Below are 18,160 nucleotides of genomic sequence, written 5' to 3'. Positions count from 1 at the left end.
CACCGCGCGGCCAGCCACCCCGCGCACGGCATCGCCACCAGCGCGCCGGCGGCCAAGGCCGTCAGCACCACGCCGAGCAGCCCCGCGCCCAGGTCCAGCCGCGCGTCGGTGGCCGGCAGCGTGGCGCCCCACACGGCGTTGACCGCACCGGTCAGTGAATAGAAGAGCGTGATCGTGCCTCGTGCGTTCATGTCTGATCCCTCCGGCTCGTGATGAGATCCTGTCCGCCGGCCGAGGTGCGGGTCCAACACCTGTTCGAACGGGATTCACCCGCGTGGTGTGTGAATCGGGTAGGAAGGAGCCATGCCGGACGACGTGGAGATGCGGTTGCTGCGCCACTTCGTGGCCGTGGCGGAAGAGCTTCATTTCAGCCGGGCCGCGCAGCGGCTGTTCATCGCGCAGCAGGCGCTCAGCCGGGACATCCAGCGGCTGGAGGACCGGGTGGGCGTGCGCCTGCTGGAGCGCACCACCCGCCGGGTCGGCCTCACCCCGGCAGGTGAGCTGTTCCTGGCCAGGGCCAGGGAGATGCTCGGCATCTTCGACGCGACGCTGTTCGAGCTGCGTGGTGAGCCCCGTTCGCTGACCGTCGACATCGTCGGCTCGGGGCTGACGCCCGCGCTGGTCCTGGCCGAGGCCCGCCATGCGGCTTCGGAGGTGGAGTTCTTCGCCCGCTTCCACACCGGCGCGGAGGCGGCACTTCCCCTCGTGCTCGCCGAACGGCTGGACGTCACCTTCGGCCGCGCGCCGGGGCAGACCGACGGGCTACGGCAGCGCCCGGTCCGCTACGAGCCGATCGCCGTCGTGCTGCCCGAACGGCATCCGCTCGCCGGGCTGGCGGCCGTGCCGTTCGAATCGCTGCGCGGCACGGCCCCGTGCATCCGCGCGGGCGACCACGCGACGCCCGGCTGGGAGCACGCCGTCCTGCAGTTGCTCGCGCCGTTCGGGGTGGATCCGGCGCTGGCCCATCCGCACGTGCAGGGCGCCGAGGAGCTGGCTCAGCATGTACGCGACCGCAATGCCCCGATCCTCACCCTGGCCGGCCAGCCCGCCGTGCCCGGCGCCGTCGTGCGGCCGCTGACCGACCCGGTCGCGATCTTTCCCTGGATGATGATCTGGCGGGCCGGCGCCGAGCATCCCGGGCTTCGCGCCCTGCACGACGCCGTGGACGAGCTGGCCGCCGCCCACGACTGGCTGTCGGTGCCCGCAGGCACCTGGCTCCCGGAGCCCGAGGCGAGCCGGCTGCGCCGATAGTCAGCGAGGGGCGAGCGCGCCGAGCACGAGACTCTGCGACGGCGAGCAGGAGCCCTTCCTTGCTGCCGAAGTGCCAGGGGATGGAGCCTCTGCCGATGCCCGCGAGGTCGGCGACGGCGGTCCCCCGGCACTCCGCGCCTCATCCGGGACTTCTGGACCACCGCCTACCAGGCGATCGACGGGTGACCCCCTGTCAGACGAGGCTCTGGCCGCCGTCCACGGTCAGGACGGTCCCGGTCACGAAGTTGTTGGCCATGAGGAACAGCGCGGCCGAGGCCGCTTCCTGAGCCGTGCCGAACCTGCCGATCAGCGAGCCCTGCCCGGCCGCGGCCACCTGCGCGTCGTCGGCCAAGCCCAGACCGCCGCGTGACAGGGGCGTGTCCACGACGCCGTACCTGATGGCGTTGACCCGCAGCCGGAGCGGCGCCAGCTCCACGGCCAGCGCCTTGGTGAGCCCTTCGACGGCGCCGATGGCCGCGATCGAGGCCGAGGCGCCGGGGATGGGCCTGGTCAGGTACATGCCGGAGCTGAAGGTGAGCGAGCCGCCGGCGGGCAGGCGGCGCGCTGCGGCGCGGGCCACGGCGTAGGCGCCCCAGATCCGGCCGTCCACGGCCGCGCCCACCTGCTCGCGCGGCGTGTCCAGCAGCGCGCCGGTGGCGAAGCCGCCCGCCGTGACCAAGGCGTGGTCCACCGAGCCGACCTGGTCGAGCACGCGATCGAGGTCGGCTTCGTCGGTGCCGTCGGCGGCGAATCCGTGCGCGGTACCGCCGCCGGCGCGTACCTGGTCCACCGCGGCGGACAGGCGGGCCTGGTCGCGGGCGACGAGCACGACGCGCGCCCCCGCCGAGCCGAGCAGCGCGCCGGCGGCCAGGCCGATGCCGGAGCTGCCGCCGACGATCACCACGGTACGGCCGTTCAGCGCGGCCGGCAGCGGCAGGCTCATGGGCATGGGGGCAGGCGTGGTCGCGGACATGATGTTCCTCCGAGAAATAAACCATCTAGTTGGTTTAGACCTTGGCGCGATTCGCCGAAAAAGTCAACTGGATGGTTTACTTCAGGGCATGACGTACGACTCGGAGGCGACCCGCCAGCGGATCTTCGAGGCGGCCACCGCGGAGTTCGCCGCCTACGGGCTGGCCGGGGCCAGGGTCGACCGCATCGCCACCGCGGCGCGGGCCAACAAGCAGGCCATCTATCTGTACTTCGGCGGCAAGGAGAAGCTGTTCGGCCAGGTCGTGAAGGCCGAGCTGGACGAGATCTGCCACGCCGTCACCCTCGACCCGCGCACGCTCCCGGAGTCGGTCGGCCGGCTCTTCGACTGGTACCACGAGCATCCCGAGCTGATCCGGCTGCTGCTGTGGGAGGCGCTGGAGTCGGACGGCGGCCCCGTCGAGGGGGAGCATGAGCGCCTGGAGTCCTACCGCGGCCACGTCGGAGGCCTGATGGCGGCCGGGCTCGACGGCCCCGCGACGGCCCAGGACTGGCTGTTCACCATCCTGGGCCTGGTGGCATGGAACTTCACCGTTCCGCAGCTGCGCCGGCTCATCCTGGAGGAGCCCGACCCCGAGCGGGCCGTGGCCCGCCGCCGCGCGGTCGTGGTGGACCTGGCCCGCGTGCTCGCCGAGCAGGCCGTTACCAGCGCTCCCAGTGCAGCACCTGCTCGCGCGGGATCCGGCGGGCCGGCTTGAATTCGGTTCCGATGGTGTAAGCCAGGGGGACGAAGGCGGCGAGCATCACCTCGTCGTACGGCACGCCGAGCACCTGGGCCAGCTCTTTCTCCAGCGGCCCCTGAGCCGTGGTCCACACGGTCCCGAGCCCGCGCGCGCGGGCGGCGAGCATGAAGCTCCACATGGCGGGCAGGATCGACCCCCATGCCCCGGCCTGGACGGCGACCGGCGCGCGGTCGGTCCTGCCCTCGACGGCGGGAATGACGAACGCGGGCACCCGGTGGATGTTGTCGGCCAGGTGGCGCAGGCCGTCGAAGATGCGGTCCATGGAGCCCGGATGGTGGTTCATGCGCCGCAGGTCCTGGCCGGTCAGCGGCTGACCGGCGGCCAGCGGCAGGGCGCGCAGGAAGATGTCGGCCACGGCGCGGCGCTGTGCGGGCTCGGTGACGACGAGGAAGTGCCAGCGCTGGCGGTTACGCCCGGTCGGCGCCTGCATGGCCACGTCGACGCACTGCTCGATCAGCTCGCGCGGCACGGGACGGGTGAGGTCGAGCCGCTTGCGTACGGCGCGGGTGGTGGTCAGCAGTTCGTCGGGGGTCAGGTCCGAGGTCATGGCGCGTTGTCCTCACATTCCGTTGGACCGCAAACGGTATGCACTCAAACCATCTGTCGTCAAACGATTGGCGGACAGACGGTCGGTGGTAAGGTGTGGGCCGTACCGGAAGAGGAGATCGATGCCGACCAAGCCCGCCGAGCGCGCCCGGCCGCACTACTTCCCGCAGCTCGCGGCCGAGCGGCTGGACATCGCCCTGTGCCGCGCGTCGGCCGCCGTGGCACGTGCCGCGGACGCGCACGCCGCCGAGGAGGGCCTGGGGGTGGGCCAGCACCTGGTGCTGCGGATGCTCGACGCCGTCGGCCCCTGCTCGCAGCAGACGCTCAGCGAGGAGCTGCGCATCGACCGCAGCGTCATGGTGAGCGTGTGCGACGAGCTGGAGCGGGCCGGTCACGTGCGCAGGGAGCGCAATCCGCACGACCGGCGCTCCTACGCGGTCACCATCACCGACCTGGGTCGCGGCCGGCTCGCCGAGGCCCAGGCGTCGGTCCCGGCCTTTCTCGACGACACCTTCCAGGCCCTCACCCCTGCCGAGCGCGACCGGCTCGCCGCGCTGCTCGGCAAGTTGCTCGGCGTCTGACCCACCCTGCGTGCAGTGACTCCATCGATGGATCGAATACATCCAGCCCATACGCTGGGCCCATGAGCGAGATGACGAGCCGGCGAGACCGCAAGAAGCACCAGACGCGGCAGGCCGTCGGCGACGCGGCGATGCGGCTCTTCCTCGCGCGGGGCTTCGACGCCGTCACCATCGCCGACGTCGCCAGGGAGGCCGACGTGGCGGTGCAGACGGTCTTCAACCACTTCCCGACGAAGGAAGACCTCTTCTTCCAGGAACGCGACAGCTTCGTGGCGTCGCCGGGCGTGGCCGTCAGGAGCCGGCGGGACGGCGAGTCGATCGCGCACGCCCTGGCCGGCGGCTATCTGCGGCTGCTCGGCGATTACCACGTCGCCGGCCTGCTCATGCACAGCCTGGACTATCAGCGCACCCTCGACGCCAGCCCCGCGCTACGCGGCAGGGAGCTGGAGCTGCGCCGGGATCGGGAGGAGCTGCTCGCCGCCACCCTGGCCGAGGAGGTGCCGCCGCAGGGCGATCAGCTACGCCCCAAGCTGGTGGCGGCTCTCGCGTCGGCCGTCGACCGGGTGCTGGACGGGGAGTTCCGGCGCCGGCTGCTCGCGGGCGAGCCGGCCGACGAGGTCCGCCTCTCGCTGGAGCCCTTGGTCGACGAGCTGTTCGGCACCATCGAGGCCGCCTGCAGGCACCTGGACGAGCCGGATCGGTGACCCCACCAGGCACACGCGATTTCGTCACCGCAGGTCAAGCCCCGGCGAGGGCCGTCTGAAAAGGCATGCCGGTGGCGGTCAGGCGCGCTGGCGCTCCTCCCGCTGCCGGATCAGCTCCTCGACCGGGCTCGGCAGGGTCGTCTCGAAGTCGATCAGCTTCGCCCAGGTCGGGGTCACCACGATCCGGACCATGCCGTCGTAGTAGAGGGAGCGTACCTCCGTCTCCCACCCGACCCGCTGCTCGGGGGTCATCTCGTAGGTGCTGGTCGCCTGGAGGTATTCGTCCGGGATGCCATCGACGTAGTCCAGCTCGGCCCGGCCACGGACGAGCAAGATCTTGGGCGGGTGCACCTCGGTGTCGATCGTCAGGGCGACCATCGGGTTCTCGCTCAAGGCATGAAGCTTCGGAGCGTTCTTCGGCGTGCTCATGACGATCGTCGAGCCGTTCCAGGCAAAGATGATCGGGATATTGCGGGGGGTGCCGTCCTTGGCGACATAGGCCAAGCGGGCCACGTCGCGGGCCAGCAGTTCTTGGCTGAGCGGCCGGTTCAGGACCTCGGTGACCTCGTACGATTCCACGGAAATTCCTCTCATTGTTGGTTAGGGGCGTTCAGGCACTGCTTGCGCAATGGCCGGTTGTGGTCTGGGCGGCGGGGTCCCGTTCGACAGGCGCAGGGCGGGGGTGAGCATGGCAGTGACTGCGAGCGACGCCACCGCCATCACGGCCCAAGCCGGCCACACCGCCGGCCAGCGCGGTCAGCGTCAGCGCCGCACGTGGCCGCACCCGGTCGGCCACCGACAGCAGCGTGGTCGAGGCGACCTGCGCGCACGAAGCCGCGAACAGCGGGGTGAGCTCGGGCGTTCGAAACAGTTCCTGGTACGTACGCATTGCTGCGGATTCCCTTACTCTCGTCCGCCGTCGGGCCTGCGTGTTGTAGTTGGCCCAGTCCATCTCGGCTCACCGACGAGCCTGCACCCAGGAGGGCTTATGCGTCTAATGCCACCTTTAGCGAGAATCCATCGATAGAATTGATGAATGCTCGACATCGTCCGGCTTCGCGTCCTGGCGGCGGTCGCCGCGCACGGCTCGGTCACCGAGGCGGCCAAGACGTTGCACTACTCCCAGCCCTCGATCAGCCACCATCTGGCCCGGCTGGAGGCGGCGACCGGAGCCAAGCTGATCCAGCGCGTCGGGCGTGGCATCCGGCTCACGCCCGAAGGCGAGCTGCTCGCCCGCCGCGCGGTGGAGATCGTCGGCCGGGTCGACGCGGCCGGCGCCGAACTGGCCGCCCAGCTAGGGCTGCAGACCGGCCGGGTCCGCCTCGCGGCCTTCAGCTCGGCCTTGAGTGTCCTGGTCCCTGCCGCGGCCATGGCGCTGTCCCAGTCGTACCCGAACATCGAGCTGCACCTGGACGACGCCCACCCCACGGTGGCCCAGCGGCGGCTGCGCGACGGCTCGGCCGACCTGGCGATCGTGCACCGCTACGACGACGCCGTGCCGGAGGACGGCATCCGCTACTCCTATCTCCTCGACGACCCGATGTACCTGCTCAGCCGGCACCCTGGCCAGACCCTCGCCGACCACCGGGACTCCGCGTGGATCGCGGGTTGTGAGAACTGCCGCGGTGACCTGCTCCAGTTCTGCGAAGCCGCCGGGTTCAGCCCGCGCATCACCTACAGCAGCGACGACATCGTCGTCGAGCAAGCGTTCGTCGCCGCCGGGCTCGGGGTCACCACCATGCCCGGCCTCGCGCTGCGCTCGCACCACGCGGACGGGGTCGTCGCCAGCGAACTGACCGAGTTCCGGCGCCGCATCTACCTCGCCACGTTCGGCGAGCCACCCGACCCGCCCGCCACGACCGCCTTCATCACGGCCCTGCGCACCACCATCAAGGCCCTCCAACTGGGGGATACGAGGCCGGATTCGTAGACGACCGGTTGGGCGCGGTCGCGTGCGCCGAGTCTGGTCAGGACCGCCCCTAAGGGTTCAGTCAGAAAAACCAGTCGAGCACGCCGTTGAACCATGCGGCAGCCTGCGCGGGGTGGACGAAGACCATGACGCCGAAGATCACCGAGACGATGATCGCCGGGATGGCGACCACGTAGCCGAGGATGAGGCCGGCCACCGCCAACCCGTGACCCGGCCTGAGGCCGCGCTTGGTCTGCCGTGTGGCGGCATGGCCCAGGACGACGGCCGCGATGGACGGGATGCCCAGCAGGCACCAGCTGCCCACGAGGCCGGCGATCCCGAAGATGAGGCTGGCCACCGCGAGACCCGACGTCGGGGGTCCAGCGGGATGGGCGCGGCCTGCGTCGGCGTCCGAGGTGTACATCTCGTCTCCGTTCCGGAGCATCTGGGGGTCCCAGAGAAGCTCAGGCGCAATACTGCCTCGCCGCGTCCCGGTGATCTATAGCCGATCTACAAACGGTCGGTCGTTAATGTCGTTCGGATGGGGCCGGGTTCTTCGTGGCGGCGCACCCTCTTGTGAAGTGCGGTCAGAAGGTGGCGATCGGGTTGACCGGGCTGCCGGACGTACCGGCGAAGCGGACCGGCGCGACGGCGAGGTGGAAGTCCCACTGGCCGAGCTCGGCGGCCGTCGTCGCGCACGCCTCCAGGTCGCAGTTGTCGAGCAGCCACAGACCCATCGCGACGAGGCTCACGGCGTGCACCGGCATCAGCACGTCGTCGTACCCCGACGGCTGAACGTCCTGGGGGGTGTCGGCGCCGATCAGCGCGACCTCACGTTCGTGCAGCCATGGCAGGCAGGACGCGTGCCAGCCGGCCTGTGTGAAACCGCCGGCCTCACCGGCCTCGTGCCGGAAACGGCCGTAGCCGGTCCGCAGGAGTACCGCATCGCCGGGTCGCACCCGCACACCCTGGCGACGCTCGGCCTCCTCGAGATCGTCGGGAGTCACACCCTGCCCCGGTTCGAGCCACGGCACGTCGCGGACCTTCGCGATGTCCAGCAGGACACCACGGGTGATGATCCCGTTCGCCGCCGCCGTGACGGCCGCCCACGCCGATCCCGTGGCGGTGTCCACCAACGCGTGCGAGCGCCCGTTGTACATCGTGCCGTCCCAGAAGATGTGGCACGGTGAGTCGACGTGGGTGAGGGTGTTGCCGTGGAACGTGATGCCGAGCCGCTCAGACGAAAAGCCCCAGCGCCGGTCGGCGTGGAATGCGGGCACCGGCATGTTCTCAGCCCCCGGCATGTCGGCGGCGCACGGGCACGTCGTCGTCGACCGTTCCATGTCTTGCGGTACGGCGACTTCCCATGCGCACGACACGCTCCTGCCGTGGCGCACGGCCCGCGCCGCCGCCAGCCGGACGTCGTCGGTGATGTGGTTCAGAGTGCCGCGCTCGTCGTCGTCGCCCCACCGGCCCCAGTTCGACAACGTGTTGAAGTATCCGAGCACGTCGTCCTGTGTGGGCATCGGTCGCCCTGCCGTCATCCCAGCATCGGCTCCTCCGGTCACGCGGTCCGAGGCACCGAAGGCAGGGTTTCCCGCCCTCTCCTTTGACCTGCCAAGGTCCGCTGAGCTGGCATGGTACTAGATCAGCGGGATGTGAAGAAGCCTGCGCCGCACCGGCGAGGGCAGTACCGACCCCGGCCGTGCACAAGCCGGGCTCGTTAGAGGGCGAGGAGGAGGGCGGCGTTGAGGAGCACAACCACGGCGGTGGCGAAATGGATGCCGAAGGCGACCGCCTTGGTGCCGCCGTTGCGCAGCACGATGAGGGTGTCGCCGAGCGGGTTGAGCGCCACCACCAGCATGAACAGGCCCACGGCGCGGGCGTCGGCGAAGGCGATCAGGGCCAGCCCGAGCACGCCGTAGCTGAGGTCGCGCAAACCCTTGATGCTCAAGTACGCGCCGGCGTCTCCGTCCGGCTTGGCGGGGACGCCGTAACCGGCGGCCGCCACGCCGGGCGCCAGGAGGAAGCGGGCGCCGATGAAGACGACGAAGAGGCTGAGCACGATGGCGAGGCCATAAGCGATGAGGGACAGCATGAGGTCACGTCCTTGAGTTAGCAATGCTAGGAACACGATCGACAGTAACATAGCTTCGACAATGTCTCTAGCGGTGCTAGATTTCGAGCGCATGGCGACCCAGACGCTCCGGGAGCGCGAGCGGAGCGGCTGACCCGCTCCGCCGGGCGAGTAGCGGGAGAGGTAGGGTGAGTAAGTGTTCACTCATCGCTGACGGAAGGAGCGGCACCCCATGAGGCTCGCGGTTTTCGGAGCGACCGGTGGCACCGGTCTGCAACTTCTGCGTCAAGGGCTCGACCTGGCTCACGAGGTCACCGCCGTGGTGCGCGACGCGGCCAGGCTGCCCGCCGATCTGCGTGCGCGGCTCGACGTCGTCGAAGCCGACATCATGGATCCGGCCGCGATCGCGCCCGCGGTCAAGGGCCGCGACGCCGTGCTGAGCGCGATGGGCTCGCGCGACCGCGGCCCCACCACCGTCCATTCGGCCAGCATCACCGCCATCATGTCCGCCATGAGCCGGTCGGGCGCCCGCCGCCTGCTGATGGTCAGCGCGGGCGGCCTGGAGGCCGACGCGGGGGACGGCCCGTTCACCCGGTACGTGCTCAAGCCCTTCGTCGTGCAGCGGCTGTTCCGCAGCACGTACGCCGACCTGGCCGAGGCCGAGCGGCTGATCAGGGCCGGCGACCTGGACTGGACGATCGTGCGGCCCGCGCGGCTGACCGACGCGCCCCGCACGAACCGCTACCGCACGGCCATGGACCTGAGCGTGCGGGGCGGCATGAGCACGACGCGGGCCGACCTGGCCGACTGCATGCTGGAGCTGATCGGCGACCGTACGTCGATCCACCACGTCGTCTCCGTCGCCAGCTGATGGCGCATCAGGGAGCGGCCAGCGCTGACGGGTCGCGTTCCGGCGTTCCGGCCGGCCACCATTCGCCGTCGCGGTCGGTGAAGGGGTACCAGCGGCCGTCGCGGCCGTAACGCAGTTGCACGGAGCCGAGGGTCCACCGGTTGCGCCAGGACTCGACCGCGGGCGGACGTTCGCCCTCCCATCCGGCCTCCAGCAGCGTCTGCGCCCTGGCCAGGGCCTGGCGGGGCGGCGTCCAGGGGGTTTCGAGCGCCTCCAGCCCGTCGGCGCCGCCGTACCGCCAGGCCTGCACGGCGGCGCCGAGCCCGTCGGCGCGCCCGCCCGGCAGGTCGTGGCCGGCGGCCAGGCGCACGTGGTCCTGGTGCTCGGTCAGCTCCGGCAGCCGGCCGCGCAGCAGCAGCTCGCGGGCCCGGTCGGCGGCCGAGGCGGCGAGGATCCCGAGCGCGGCCACGTCCACCCCGGGGTCCGGCTCCAGGGCGGGCGGGGTGAAGACGACGTCGTACGGCGGCGGCTCCGGCAGCGGGGGCACGCCCATCGCGAACGCCGCCGCGGCCGGCATCCCGGCGGCCTGCGCGCGGGCGGGGACATGAGCGGGGGCGTCACGCTGCTGGAGCGCCTCGATCAGCTCGCGCTCGCCGCGCCCGCGCATCAGCAGCAGCACGAACGGGTCCGCGTCCAGCAGCCACGAGACCTGGTAGCACAGGGCGGCGGCGTGTTTGCAGGGGTGGCCCCAGTCGGGGCAGGAGCATTCGGGCTCCAGGTCGCCGACGGCGGGCAGCAGCGGCACGGACGCGCCCTCGGCGGCCTCGACCAGGTCGTGCGGCATGTCGCGGTCGAGCAGCGCGGCGATGTGCCCGGCCTTGGCGGCGACCTGGTCGAGGAAGCGCTGCCAGGCGGCGTCGGTGAGCTGCTCGACGCGTACGACGGTGTCGTACTCGCTCTCGGTGACGGCGGCGATGCGTCCGGGGCTGACGGTGATGGGGCCGACCTGCCCGGTCTTGGCATACGCGCGGCCTTTGCGGAGCAGGCCGTGGTCCAGGGAGGTGTCCTCCATGGCCTGGATCCAGGCGCGGCCCCACCAGGAGGTGGCGAAGCGGGCACCGGCGCGTTGCGGCGGGAAGGCGGGGAATCCGCGGGCGGCGTTCATCTCAGCTCCACGAGGGCGGCGAGTTCGGCGTCGGTCAGCTCGGTGAGCGCGGCCTCGCCGGAGGCGAGCACGGAATCGGCGAGCGAGCGCTTGGCGGTGAGCATCTCGGCGATGCGGTCCTCGATCGTGCCTTCGGCGATCAGGCGGTGGACCTGGACCGGCCTGGTCTGGCCGATGCGGTAGGCGCGGTCGGTGGCCTGGTCCTCGACGGCGGGGTTCCACCAGCGGTCGTAGTGGATGACGTGGTCGGCGCGGGTGAGGTTCAGGCCGGTGCCGGCGGCCTTGAGCGACAGCAGGAAGACCGGGGCCTGGCCGTCCTGGAAGCGCTGGACCATCTCCTCGCGGCGGGCGACGGGGGTGCCGCCGTGCAGGAGCTGGGTGCTCACCCCGCGGGCGGTCAGGTGGCGGTCGAGCAGGCGGGCCATGGTGACGTACTGGGTGAACACCAGGACCGCGCCGTCCTCGGCGACGATGGTGTCGACGAGCTCGTCGAGCAGCTCCAGCTTGCCCGAGCGGCCGGGCAGGCGGGGGCCGGCCTCGTGCAGGTATTGAGCGGGGTGGTTGCAGATCTGCTTGAGCCCGGTGAGGAGCTTGACGATCAGGCCGCGCCTGGCCATGCCCTGCGCGCCGGCGATCTGGGTCATGATCTCGCGGACGACGGCCTCGTACAGGCCGGCTTGTTCGGTGGTGAGCGCGACGGGCCGGTCGGTCTCGGTCTTGGGCGGCAGCTCGGGCGCGATGCCGGGGTCGCTCTTGCGGCGGCGCAGCAGGAACGGCCCCACCAGCCGGGCCAGCCGCTCGGCGGTGGCGCTGTCACCGGATTCGATGTGTTTGGCCCATCGTGCCCTGAACCTGCTCAGCGGCCCGAGCAGCCCCGGCGTGGTCCAGTCGAGGATGGCCCACAGGTCCGACAGGTTGTTCTCCACGGGCGTGCCGGTCAGGGCGACGCGGGCGGCGGCGGGGATGTCGCGCAGTGCCTTGGCGGTGCCGGAGGCGGGGTTCTTGACGTGCTGGGCCTCGTCGGCGACCAGCAGTCCCCACGGGCAGGCGGCCAGGCGGGCCGCGTCGAGCCGCATGGTGGCGTAGGTGGTGAGGACGAAGCCCGCACCGGATTCGGGCAGCGTCCGGTTCGGGCCGTGGTAGCGGTGCACGGGCACGCCGGGCGCGAACCTGGTGATCTCGCGCTCCCAGTTGCCCAGCAGGGAGGCCGGGCAGACCACGAGTGTGGGTCCGCCGTCCGTCGCGAGCCCCGCGCGGTGCAGGTGCAGGGCGATGAGCGTGATCGTCTTGCCGAGGCCCATGTCGTCGGCCAGGCAGCCGCCGAGACCGAGCGAGGTCATTCTGGCCAGCCAGCGCAGTCCGGCGAGCTGGTAGTCGCGCAGTGTGGCGGCGAGCCCCGGCGGCGGGTCGGCGTCGGCCGGCTCGGACAGGCGTTCGCGCAGGTCGCGGAGCCAGTCGGTGGGCTCGGCGGCGATCTGCTCGCCGTCGACCTCGACGGTGCCGGTCAGCGCGGCGCCGAGTGCCTCGATCCCGGTCAGGGGCTTGAGGTCGCGCTGGCGGGCCTTGCGGGCCAGGTCGGAGTCGATGAGCACCCATTGGTCGCGCAGCCGTACGACGGGGCGGTGGCTCTCGGCGAGCTGGTCCATCTCGGCGGCGGTCAGGCGTTCGCCGCCGAGGGCGAGCTGCCAGTCGAAGCTGGTCAGGTGGTGGCCGCCGAGGAAGGAGGGCATGTCGGAGGGTGTGCTGTCGCGTTCGCCGATGACGGCGCGGGCGCTGAGCCCGCGTACGAGCGCGCGGGGCCAGTGGACTTCGACGCCGGTGGCGGCCAGGCGTTCCGCGGCGCCGGCGAGGAGGTCGTCGACGTCGCCGTCGGTGAGGGTGAGCTCGTCGGGCACGGCGCTGTCGAGCAGCCGTTCCAGGCGGGGCCAGGCGCGGGCGGCGCGGCGGATGGCCAGGGTGGTCTCGATCCTGGCGCGGGGCCCGAACCCGGTCTCCTGCCCCTGCCACAGGCCGGCGGCGTCGACGACGAGTGAGGGGTCGGCCAGGCTGTGCAGCTGGACGACGGCGCGGAACTCGGCGGCGGCCAGGTCGTCGGCCTCCAGCCGGAGCGACAGGCGTACGCCGGAGTCGAGCCCGGCCGACACCTCCTCGGCCCAGTGGCGCAGGTGCGGGACCTTGACCGGTTTGGCGGCGGCGTAGGCGGTCGTGCCGGTGGCCTTGACGGCGCCGGGCGAGCGCGGCATGGCGTCGGCGACCGCGTCGAGGAAGGCGCGCAGGAGCGGCTCGGCGTCGGGCAGGCGTACCTCGCCGACGGCGTCGTCCGCCGGGAGGGGGACGGCGCGGGCGGTGGCGGGCATGGCGTCGGCGAGCTCGCGGATGCGCCGCACGTCGGCGGCGTCCAGGGGGCCGGCCCGCCAGGAGTCGTGCTCGCCGGCCGTCACGCCGGGCAGGACGCGCCCGCGCGCGAGCAGTTGCAGCGCGACGAGCGCGGCGGCGCCCCACAGGCGGGCGGCGGGGTGGGCCTCGGGGTCGCTGCGGGCTCTGGCCAGGGCGGCGACGGCCTCGTTCACCGGGACGAGGGTGGCCGGGACGCTCCGGACGCTCACGGCGCCGTCGTGCTGCTCGGCGACGGTGACCAGGCTCTGGCCGCCGGGATCGAGGAACGCCATGTGCCCCGACCTGGGCGGGTCGCCGGGTTGGAAGACTGCCGCATGGCGTACGAGGTCCGTTTTGAGGCTCACGGCCGTACAGTGTACGGTACGCGCGGGGTGTGGTTTACCACACCTGCGACCTACCACCTTCCTCATTACCGGCATATCCGATCTTCCGTAGCCTTGACCCATGACTGATTGGCTGGTTGGACTGATGGAGAGCCTCGGAGCTCTCGGGGCGGGTCTGGCGATCGCGCTGGAGAACCTGTTCCCGCCCCTGCCGAGCGAGGTGATCCTCCCTCTGGCCGGCTTCACCGCCAGCAGGGGCGAGATGGACCTGCTGGACGTGCTGGTGTTCACGACGCTCGGCTCGGTGGTGGGGGCGCTGGCCCTGTACTGGGTGGGGGCGCTGCTGGGGCGCGAGCGGACGCTGGCCATCGCCGCCAAGCTGCCCCTGGTGAAGGTGTCCGACATCGAGAAGACCGAGGCGTGGTTCCTGCGCCACGGTCGCAAGACGGTGTTCTTCGGGCGGATGATCCCGATTTTCCGGAGTCTCATCTCCGTGCCGGCGGGCGTGGAGCGGATGCCGCTGGTGACGTTCACGCTGCTGACCACGGCCGGCAGCCTGATCTGGAACACCCTCTTCGTCATGGCCGGCTATCTGCTGGGCGAGAACTGGGAGGTCGTCGAGACGTACGTGGGCATCGGCACCAACGTCGTCATCGCCCTGGTGGTGCTGGCGGTCCTGGTGTTCGTCGGGGTGCGGCTGTCGGAGCGGCGTAAGGGGAGGCATGCGCATCGCCGCTGAGGGGCTGCGGCTCACCAGCGCGGTGACGGCCGCGGCCGTCACCGCGCTGGTGAGCCTGGTGTTCCTGGTGCTGGCGCTGCCGTTCCTGGGCAATCCGAACGTCGGCGCGGCCGCCGCCCGGCTGGCCCGCCTGGAGGCGCGCCGCCTGCGCCTGGACGTCGCGGCCCTGGACGCGCTGCGGGCCGGCGACGGCAGGCCGGTGCGCTATCTGGCCGCGCGCGTGCCGACCGGCGTGCTGGGCGGCCTGGTGATCACCCTGCTCGTGTACGGAGTGCGCACGGCGGTGCAGATCCTGTCGGCGTGGGGGCGCGGCGAGCCGTTCGACGGGATGACGCCGAGCCCGGCCCTGGTGGCCTACATCGGGCTGGGCGGGATCGTGCTGCTGTTCCTGGACCTGTCGGGCGTGGTGGGGGTGCACGCGCTGGAGCGGCGGCTGGCCGAGCGGATGCTGGGCCCCGACCCCACCGTGGCGCTGGAGCGCAGGATCGCCGAGCTGGCTGAGAGCCGGGCCGGCATCGTGGCCGCGGTCGACTCCGAGCGGCGCAGGATCGAACGCGACCTGCACGACGGGCTGCAGCAGCGCCTGGTGGCCCTGTCGATGCTGATCGGGCGGTCCAAGCGGGGCCGGCCCGAGCTGCTGGAGCAGGCGCACCAGGAGGCGCAGCAGGCGCTGGCGGAGCTGCGCGAGGTGGCCTGGCGGGTCTATCCGAGCGGGCTGGACTCCCTGGGGCTCGGCGAGGCGCTGGCGGGGGTGGCCGAGCGGTCGAGCGTCCCGGTCAGGGTAACCTGCGACCTGCGGCGGCGGCCGCCGATGGCGGTGGAGACGGCGGCCTACTTCGTGGTCTGCGAGGCGGTGACCAACGCGGCCAAGCATGCCGGCGCCGGGCTCATCACGGTCGAGGTGCGCGAGGAGGGGCCGGCGGTGGTCGTACGGGTGCGGGACGACGGCTCCGGCGGCGCGAGCGCGTCCGGCGGCGGCCTGTCGGGGCTGGCCAGGCGGGTGGCGGCGCTGGACGGCACGTTCGAGCTGAGCAGCCCGGCGGGCGGGCCGACGGCGATCACGGCGGTGCTGCCGTGCGGGTGATCCTGGCCGAGGACTCCACGCTGCTGCGCGAGGGTCTGGTACGCCTGCTGACGGAGGAGGGCCACGAGGTGCCGGCCGCCGTCAGCGACGGGGAGGCGCTGGTGGCGGCGGTGGCCGCGCACGGCGCGGACATCGTGGTGGTGGACGTGCGCATGCCGCCGACCCACACCGACGAGGGGCTGCGGGCCGCGCTGGAGATCCGGCGCCGCTGGCCGGGCGTCAAGGTGCTGGTGCTGTCGCAGTACGTGGAGAAGAAGTACGCCACCGAGCTGATGAGCGCGGACGTCGAGGGCGTCGGCTACCTGCTGAAGGACCGGGTCGCGCAGGTGGGCGACTTCCTGGACGCGCTGGAGCGGGTGGGGGCCGGCGGGGCGGCGTTCGATCCCGAGGTGGTGCGCCAGTTGCTGGCCCGTACGACGCAGGTGGACCCGCTGGCCCGGCTCACGGCGCGCGAGCGTGAGGTGCTGGAGCGGATGGCGCAGGGCCTGACGAACGCCTCCATCGCCCAGTCGCTGCACGTCTCGCAGAGCGCCGTGGAGAAGCACGTCAACTCGCTGTTCGACAAGCTGCGGCTGTCGCACGCGAGCGGCTACAGCCGCCGCGTGCTGGCCGTGCTGCACTTCCTGGAGTCGTGAGGCCGCCGTTCAGGCGATCCGCACGCGATCGCTGTCCCCGTCGGAGAGGAACGAGGCCAGCGCCTGCCCTTCCTCGGTCACGGCGGCGCGGTCGGCGCTCGGCAGGTCGCGCAGCGGGGTGACGGTCACGGTGCCGGCCTCGGCGATCCAGGTCGCGGCGACCCGGCCGTCGACCAGGACCACGCGTGCGCCGGTGACCGACAGGCCCCGGTGGGCGTCGTCGACGATCCGGCCGCGGTCGTGGTAGCCGAGCAGCGCGTTGTCGAACGCGGGCAGGAACCGTACCGGGGCGGGGGTGTCCGGGTCGGGCCGTGGCGCGCCGGGAAGGTCCAGCAGGACCCGGCCGCGTTCGTCGCGGAAGGTGACCAGCTCCTCGCGGATCGCGGCCACGGCGGCCGGCAGTCCGGCGAGGCCGCTCCAGGCGCGCACGTCGGCCGCGGCGGCGGGGCCGAACGCGGCCAGGTAGCGCCGTACCAGTGATGCGCCGACCGGATCCGCGCCCTCGGGGGCGGGCGGGTCGATCTCGCGCCCCAGCCAGGAGGAGAGCCGCAGGTTGCGCACCCCCGCCCTGGTGCGCCACAGCCCGCGCGGCGGCAGCTGCGCCATCGGGACGAGGGCGGCGACCAGCATCTCGCCCAGCGGCCGCGGTCCCGGCTCCGGCCAGCGCCCGGCGACCGCCTTCGCGAGCTCGGTCATCGTGCGGGGCTCGTCGTCGGCCATCACCGCCCGGCCCGCCGCCGCGAGCTCGTCGAGGTCCACCCCGTCGAGCTCGCGGCGGTAGGTACCGAGCACCCGCTGGCGCAGCATGGCGTCGTGGCGGGCCCGCCAGGCCAGGGCGTCGGCGGCGGTGAGGAGGTGGACGGTGCGGCGCATGAGGTGGGTGCGCACCACGCGCCGTTCGGTCAGCAGGTCCGAGAGCATCGCGGGGCCGAACGCGCGCAGCCGCGACCAGAGCCCGGCGAACGGTTCCTGCGGCTCCTGCGCCTGCAGGCCGCACAGGTGCGCGACGGCGTCGAGCGCCGGCACGTCGGCGCGGTCGAGCAGCAGCTGCCGAGCCAGCGTCGCGCGGTTGAGCGCGCGGGTGTCCAGGACGGTCATCACACCGCCGTGCGCTCGTCGGCCGGTCGCCGGCGCAGGGCCGTGCGGGCGATGGCCGGCGGGACGTGGGACACGTCGATCTGGCCGAGGTCGGTTCCCGGCGCCACGATCTGGTCGATCCGGTCGAGGATCTCGTCGTCGAGGGTGACCGCGGCGCCGGCCAGGAGGTCTTCGAGCTGCTCCATGGTGCGCGGGCCGATGATGGCCGTGGTGACGCCGGGGTGGCTGATCGCGAAGGCCATCGCCAGGTGGGTGAGCGACAGCCCGGCCTGCTCGGCCAGCGGGATGAGCTGCTCGACGGCGTCGAGTTTGCGCTCGTCGGTCAGGTGCCGGGGCACCCAGTTCATCCGTGCGTTGCGCGGCTCGGGGCCGCCCTTGCGGTAGCGGCCGGTGAGCAGGCCCATCGCCAGCGGGCTCCACACCAGCGTGCCCATGCCGTAGCGCCGGCAGGTGGGCAGGATCTCGCGTTCGATCCCGCGGTTGAGGATGGAGTAGGTGGGTTGCTCGGTGCGCAGGCGCTGCAGGCCGCGCCGTTCCGCGGCCCACTGCGCCTCGACGATCTCCGAGGCGGGGGCGTTGGAGGAGCCGATGGCGCGCACCTTGCCGCTGCGCACCAGATCGCTCAGGGCGGAGAGGGTCTCCTCGATGTCGGTGCGCGGGTCGGGGTGGTGGATCTGGTACAGGTCGATGTGGTCGGTCCGCAGGCGCCGCAAGGAGTGCTCGACCGCGGTGACGATCCAGCGCCGTGAGCTGCCGCCGCGGTTGGGGTCCGTACCCATCGAGCCGTTGACCTTGGTGGCCAGCACGACGTCGGCGCGCCGGCCCTTCAGCGCCTTGCCCACGATCTCCTCGGACTGCCCGCGCGGTCCGTACACGTCGGCGGTGTCGACGACGTTGATCCCCGCGTCCAGTGCCCGGTGGATGATCCGGACGCAGTCGTCTTGGTCGGGGTTGCCTGCCTGGCCGAACATCATGGTGCCCAGGCAGTAGGGGCTGACCTGGATTCCGGTCCGGCCCAGTGTGCGCATCTTCACTGCTGTGTCCTTCGTCGTCGTCGGAGCGCCGCCC

Annotated in this window: 20 protein-coding genes and 2 pseudogenes; 9 read left to right on the top strand and 13 right to left on the bottom strand. The window is 72.1% G+C overall.

Going from position 1 to position 18,160, the window contains the following annotated elements; genetic code table 11:
* Nucleotides 1-191: pseudogene (locus ABEA43_RS62395) on the bottom strand (hypothetical protein); the annotation flags it as partial.
* A 112-nt stretch (nucleotides 192-303) separates the two neighbouring features.
* On the opposite strand from ABEA43_RS62395, the gene ABEA43_RS62390 reads away from it, so the two are divergent.
* Complete coding sequence (locus tag ABEA43_RS62390) at nucleotides 304-1,251, top strand: LysR family transcriptional regulator (protein WP_345578525.1); 948 nt, start codon at nucleotides 304-306, stop codon at nucleotides 1,249-1,251.
* Nucleotides 1,252-1,300: 49 nt separating this feature from the next.
* Here ABEA43_RS62390 and ABEA43_RS62385 read toward each other — a convergent pair.
* Nucleotides 1,301-1,357, bottom strand: a pseudogene (locus tag ABEA43_RS62385) (hypothetical protein); the annotation flags it as partial.
* An 87-nt stretch (nucleotides 1,358-1,444) separates the two neighbouring features.
* Nucleotides 1,445-2,224 (bottom strand): SDR family oxidoreductase, encoded by a 780-nt coding sequence (locus ABEA43_RS62380; protein WP_345578522.1) that lies wholly within the window; start codon nucleotides 2,222-2,224, stop codon nucleotides 1,445-1,447.
* Between the two features lie 88 nt (nucleotides 2,225-2,312).
* On the opposite strand from ABEA43_RS62380, the gene ABEA43_RS62375 reads away from it, so the two are divergent.
* On the top strand, nucleotides 2,313-2,939 hold the full coding sequence (locus tag ABEA43_RS62375; RefSeq protein WP_345578519.1) for a TetR/AcrR family transcriptional regulator: 627 nt from the start codon (nucleotides 2,313-2,315) through the stop codon (nucleotides 2,937-2,939).
* On the opposite strand, the gene ABEA43_RS62370 is transcribed toward ABEA43_RS62375, so the two are convergent.
* Complete coding sequence (locus ABEA43_RS62370) at nucleotides 2,884-3,531, bottom strand: nitroreductase family protein (protein ID WP_345578516.1); 648 nt, start codon at nucleotides 3,529-3,531, stop codon at nucleotides 2,884-2,886. The genes ABEA43_RS62375 and ABEA43_RS62370 overlap by 56 nt on opposite strands.
* Before the next feature lie 121 nt (nucleotides 3,532-3,652).
* Here ABEA43_RS62370 and ABEA43_RS62365 point away from each other — a divergent pair, with 121 nt between their 5' ends.
* Complete coding sequence (locus ABEA43_RS62365) at nucleotides 3,653-4,111, top strand: MarR family winged helix-turn-helix transcriptional regulator (protein ID WP_345578513.1); 459 nt, start codon at nucleotides 3,653-3,655, stop codon at nucleotides 4,109-4,111.
* A gap of 62 nt (nucleotides 4,112-4,173) precedes the next feature.
* Nucleotides 4,174-4,815, top strand: a complete 642-nt coding sequence (locus ABEA43_RS62360; RefSeq protein WP_345578510.1) for a TetR/AcrR family transcriptional regulator — start codon at nucleotides 4,174-4,176, stop codon at nucleotides 4,813-4,815.
* A gap of 78 nt (nucleotides 4,816-4,893) precedes the next feature.
* On the opposite strand, the gene ABEA43_RS62355 is transcribed toward ABEA43_RS62360, so the two are convergent.
* Both ABEA43_RS62355 and ABEA43_RS62350 read right to left on the bottom strand, forming a co-directional pair.
* The gene (locus ABEA43_RS62355; RefSeq protein ID WP_345578507.1) at nucleotides 4,894-5,394 is read right to left on the bottom strand and encodes a pyridoxamine 5'-phosphate oxidase family protein; all 501 of its coding nucleotides are present in this window, start codon (nucleotides 5,392-5,394) and stop codon (nucleotides 4,894-4,896) included.
* 31 nt (nucleotides 5,395-5,425) lie between these two features.
* A complete protein-coding gene (locus ABEA43_RS62350; protein WP_345578504.1) occupies nucleotides 5,426-5,704 on the bottom strand; it encodes a hypothetical protein in 279 nt (92 codons plus the stop codon).
* 147 nt (nucleotides 5,705-5,851) lie between these two features.
* Between ABEA43_RS62350 and ABEA43_RS62345 the strand changes: the two genes are divergently transcribed.
* The gene (locus ABEA43_RS62345) at nucleotides 5,852-6,745 is read left to right on the top strand and encodes a LysR family transcriptional regulator (RefSeq protein ID WP_345578501.1); all 894 of its coding nucleotides are present in this window, start codon (nucleotides 5,852-5,854) and stop codon (nucleotides 6,743-6,745) included.
* A gap of 61 nt (nucleotides 6,746-6,806) precedes the next feature.
* Here ABEA43_RS62345 and ABEA43_RS62340 read toward each other — a convergent pair whose 3' ends face one another.
* From ABEA43_RS62340 to ABEA43_RS62330, 3 genes are all read right to left on the bottom strand, one after another.
* A complete protein-coding gene (locus ABEA43_RS62340; protein ID WP_345578498.1) occupies nucleotides 6,807-7,169 on the bottom strand; it encodes a DUF4190 domain-containing protein in 363 nt (120 codons plus the stop codon).
* Between the two features lie 142 nt (nucleotides 7,170-7,311).
* Nucleotides 7,312-8,268, bottom strand: a complete 957-nt coding sequence (locus tag ABEA43_RS62335) for a cyclase family protein (protein WP_345578495.1) — start codon at nucleotides 8,266-8,268, stop codon at nucleotides 7,312-7,314.
* Nucleotides 8,269-8,447: 179 nt separating this feature from the next.
* Entirely contained in the window at nucleotides 8,448-8,822 is a 375-nt protein-coding gene (locus tag ABEA43_RS62330) for a DUF4267 domain-containing protein (protein ID WP_345578492.1), read from the bottom strand.
* A gap of 211 nt (nucleotides 8,823-9,033) precedes the next feature.
* Here ABEA43_RS62330 and ABEA43_RS62325 point away from each other — a divergent pair, with 211 nt between their 5' ends.
* Nucleotides 9,034-9,672 (top strand): NAD(P)-dependent oxidoreductase, encoded by a 639-nt coding sequence (locus tag ABEA43_RS62325; protein WP_345578489.1) that lies wholly within the window; start codon nucleotides 9,034-9,036, stop codon nucleotides 9,670-9,672.
* A gap of 7 nt (nucleotides 9,673-9,679) precedes the next feature.
* Here the strand turns inward: ABEA43_RS62325 and ABEA43_RS62320 are convergent, their stop codons facing one another.
* Nucleotides 9,680-10,816, bottom strand: a complete 1,137-nt coding sequence (locus tag ABEA43_RS62320) for an SWIM zinc finger family protein (RefSeq protein ID WP_345578486.1) — start codon at nucleotides 10,814-10,816, stop codon at nucleotides 9,680-9,682.
* Complete coding sequence (locus ABEA43_RS62315) at nucleotides 10,813-13,557, bottom strand: DEAD/DEAH box helicase (protein WP_345578483.1); 2,745 nt, start codon at nucleotides 13,555-13,557, stop codon at nucleotides 10,813-10,815. The genes ABEA43_RS62320 and ABEA43_RS62315 overlap by 4 nt, the downstream gene beginning before the upstream one ends.
* Nucleotides 13,558-13,657: 100 nt before the next feature.
* Here ABEA43_RS62315 and ABEA43_RS62310 point away from each other — a divergent pair, with 100 nt between their 5' ends.
* Genes ABEA43_RS62310 through ABEA43_RS62300 form a run of 3 tightly spaced genes read left to right on the top strand, consistent with a single transcriptional unit; the run spans nucleotide 13,658 to nucleotide 15,994 of the window.
* Complete coding sequence (locus ABEA43_RS62310; protein WP_345578480.1) at nucleotides 13,658-14,275, top strand: DedA family protein; 618 nt, start codon at nucleotides 13,658-13,660, stop codon at nucleotides 14,273-14,275.
* Nucleotides 14,259-15,359, top strand: a complete 1,101-nt coding sequence (locus tag ABEA43_RS62305; RefSeq protein WP_345578477.1) for a sensor histidine kinase — start codon at nucleotides 14,259-14,261, stop codon at nucleotides 15,357-15,359. Before ABEA43_RS62310 ends, ABEA43_RS62305 begins: the two co-directional genes overlap by 17 nt.
* The gene (locus ABEA43_RS62300) at nucleotides 15,350-15,994 is read left to right on the top strand and encodes a response regulator (protein ID WP_345578474.1); all 645 of its coding nucleotides are present in this window, start codon (nucleotides 15,350-15,352) and stop codon (nucleotides 15,992-15,994) included. The genes ABEA43_RS62305 and ABEA43_RS62300 overlap by 10 nt, the downstream gene beginning before the upstream one ends.
* Before the next feature lie 9 nt (nucleotides 15,995-16,003).
* On the opposite strand, the gene ABEA43_RS62295 is transcribed toward ABEA43_RS62300, so the two are convergent.
* Both ABEA43_RS62295 and ABEA43_RS62290 read right to left on the bottom strand, forming a co-directional pair.
* Nucleotides 16,004-17,092, bottom strand: coding sequence for a winged helix DNA-binding domain-containing protein (locus ABEA43_RS62295; protein ID WP_345578471.1), 1,089 nt, complete (start codon nucleotides 17,090-17,092; stop codon nucleotides 16,004-16,006).
* Nucleotides 17,092-18,120 carry an aldo/keto reductase gene (locus ABEA43_RS62290; RefSeq protein ID WP_345578528.1) on the bottom strand — a complete coding sequence of 343 codons (1,029 nt, stop codon included), beginning with the start codon at nucleotides 18,118-18,120 and terminating at the stop codon, nucleotides 17,092-17,094. The genes ABEA43_RS62295 and ABEA43_RS62290 overlap by 1 nt, the downstream gene beginning before the upstream one ends.
* Nucleotides 18,121-18,160 lie beyond the last annotated feature (40 nt).

The organism is Nonomuraea rosea, from assembly GCF_039539705.1.
GTDB lineage: Bacteria > Actinomycetota > Actinomycetes > Streptosporangiales > Streptosporangiaceae > Nonomuraea > Nonomuraea rosea.
Note: the sequence above shows the minus strand (reverse complement) of the source record. Positions and strands in the feature narration are given on the sequence as shown.

Bases quoted from the DNA above. Each gene is read 5' to 3' on its own strand.
- ABEA43_RS62390 (WP_345578525.1), top strand. From the start codon at position 304: ATGCCGGACGACGTGGAGATGCGGTTGCTGCGCCACTTCGTGGCCGTG.
- ABEA43_RS62380 (WP_345578522.1), bottom strand. From the start codon at position 2,224: ATGTCCGCGACCACGCCTGCCCCCATGCCCATGAGCCTGCCGCTGCCG.
- ABEA43_RS62375 (WP_345578519.1), top strand. From the start codon at position 2,313: ATGACGTACGACTCGGAGGCGACCCGCCAGCGGATCTTCGAGGCGGCC.
- ABEA43_RS62370 (WP_345578516.1), bottom strand. From the start codon at position 3,531: ATGACCTCGGACCTGACCCCCGACGAACTGCTGACCACCACCCGCGCC.
- ABEA43_RS62365 (WP_345578513.1), top strand. From the start codon at position 3,653: ATGCCGACCAAGCCCGCCGAGCGCGCCCGGCCGCACTACTTCCCGCAG.
- ABEA43_RS62360 (WP_345578510.1), top strand. From the start codon at position 4,174: ATGAGCGAGATGACGAGCCGGCGAGACCGCAAGAAGCACCAGACGCGG.
- ABEA43_RS62350 (WP_345578504.1), bottom strand. From the start codon at position 5,704: ATGCGTACGTACCAGGAACTGTTTCGAACGCCCGAGCTCACCCCGCTG.
- ABEA43_RS62345 (WP_345578501.1), top strand. From the start codon at position 5,852: ATGCTCGACATCGTCCGGCTTCGCGTCCTGGCGGCGGTCGCCGCGCAC.
- ABEA43_RS62340 (WP_345578498.1), bottom strand. From the start codon at position 7,169: ATGCTCCGGAACGGAGACGAGATGTACACCTCGGACGCCGACGCAGGC.
- ABEA43_RS62335 (WP_345578495.1), bottom strand. From the start codon at position 8,268: ATGACGGCAGGGCGACCGATGCCCACACAGGACGACGTGCTCGGATAC.
- ABEA43_RS62330 (WP_345578492.1), bottom strand. From the start codon at position 8,822: ATGCTGTCCCTCATCGCTTATGGCCTCGCCATCGTGCTCAGCCTCTTC.
- ABEA43_RS62325 (WP_345578489.1), top strand. From the start codon at position 9,034: ATGAGGCTCGCGGTTTTCGGAGCGACCGGTGGCACCGGTCTGCAACTT.
- ABEA43_RS62320 (WP_345578486.1), bottom strand. From the start codon at position 10,816: ATGAACGCCGCCCGCGGATTCCCCGCCTTCCCGCCGCAACGCGCCGGT.
- ABEA43_RS62310 (WP_345578480.1), top strand. From the start codon at position 13,658: ATGACTGATTGGCTGGTTGGACTGATGGAGAGCCTCGGAGCTCTCGGG.
- ABEA43_RS62305 (WP_345578477.1), top strand. From the start codon at position 14,259: ATGCGCATCGCCGCTGAGGGGCTGCGGCTCACCAGCGCGGTGACGGCC.
- ABEA43_RS62295 (WP_345578471.1), bottom strand. From the start codon at position 17,092: ATGACCGTCCTGGACACCCGCGCGCTCAACCGCGCGACGCTGGCTCGG.
- ABEA43_RS62290 (WP_345578528.1), bottom strand. From the start codon at position 18,120: ATGCGCACACTGGGCCGGACCGGAATCCAGGTCAGCCCCTACTGCCTG.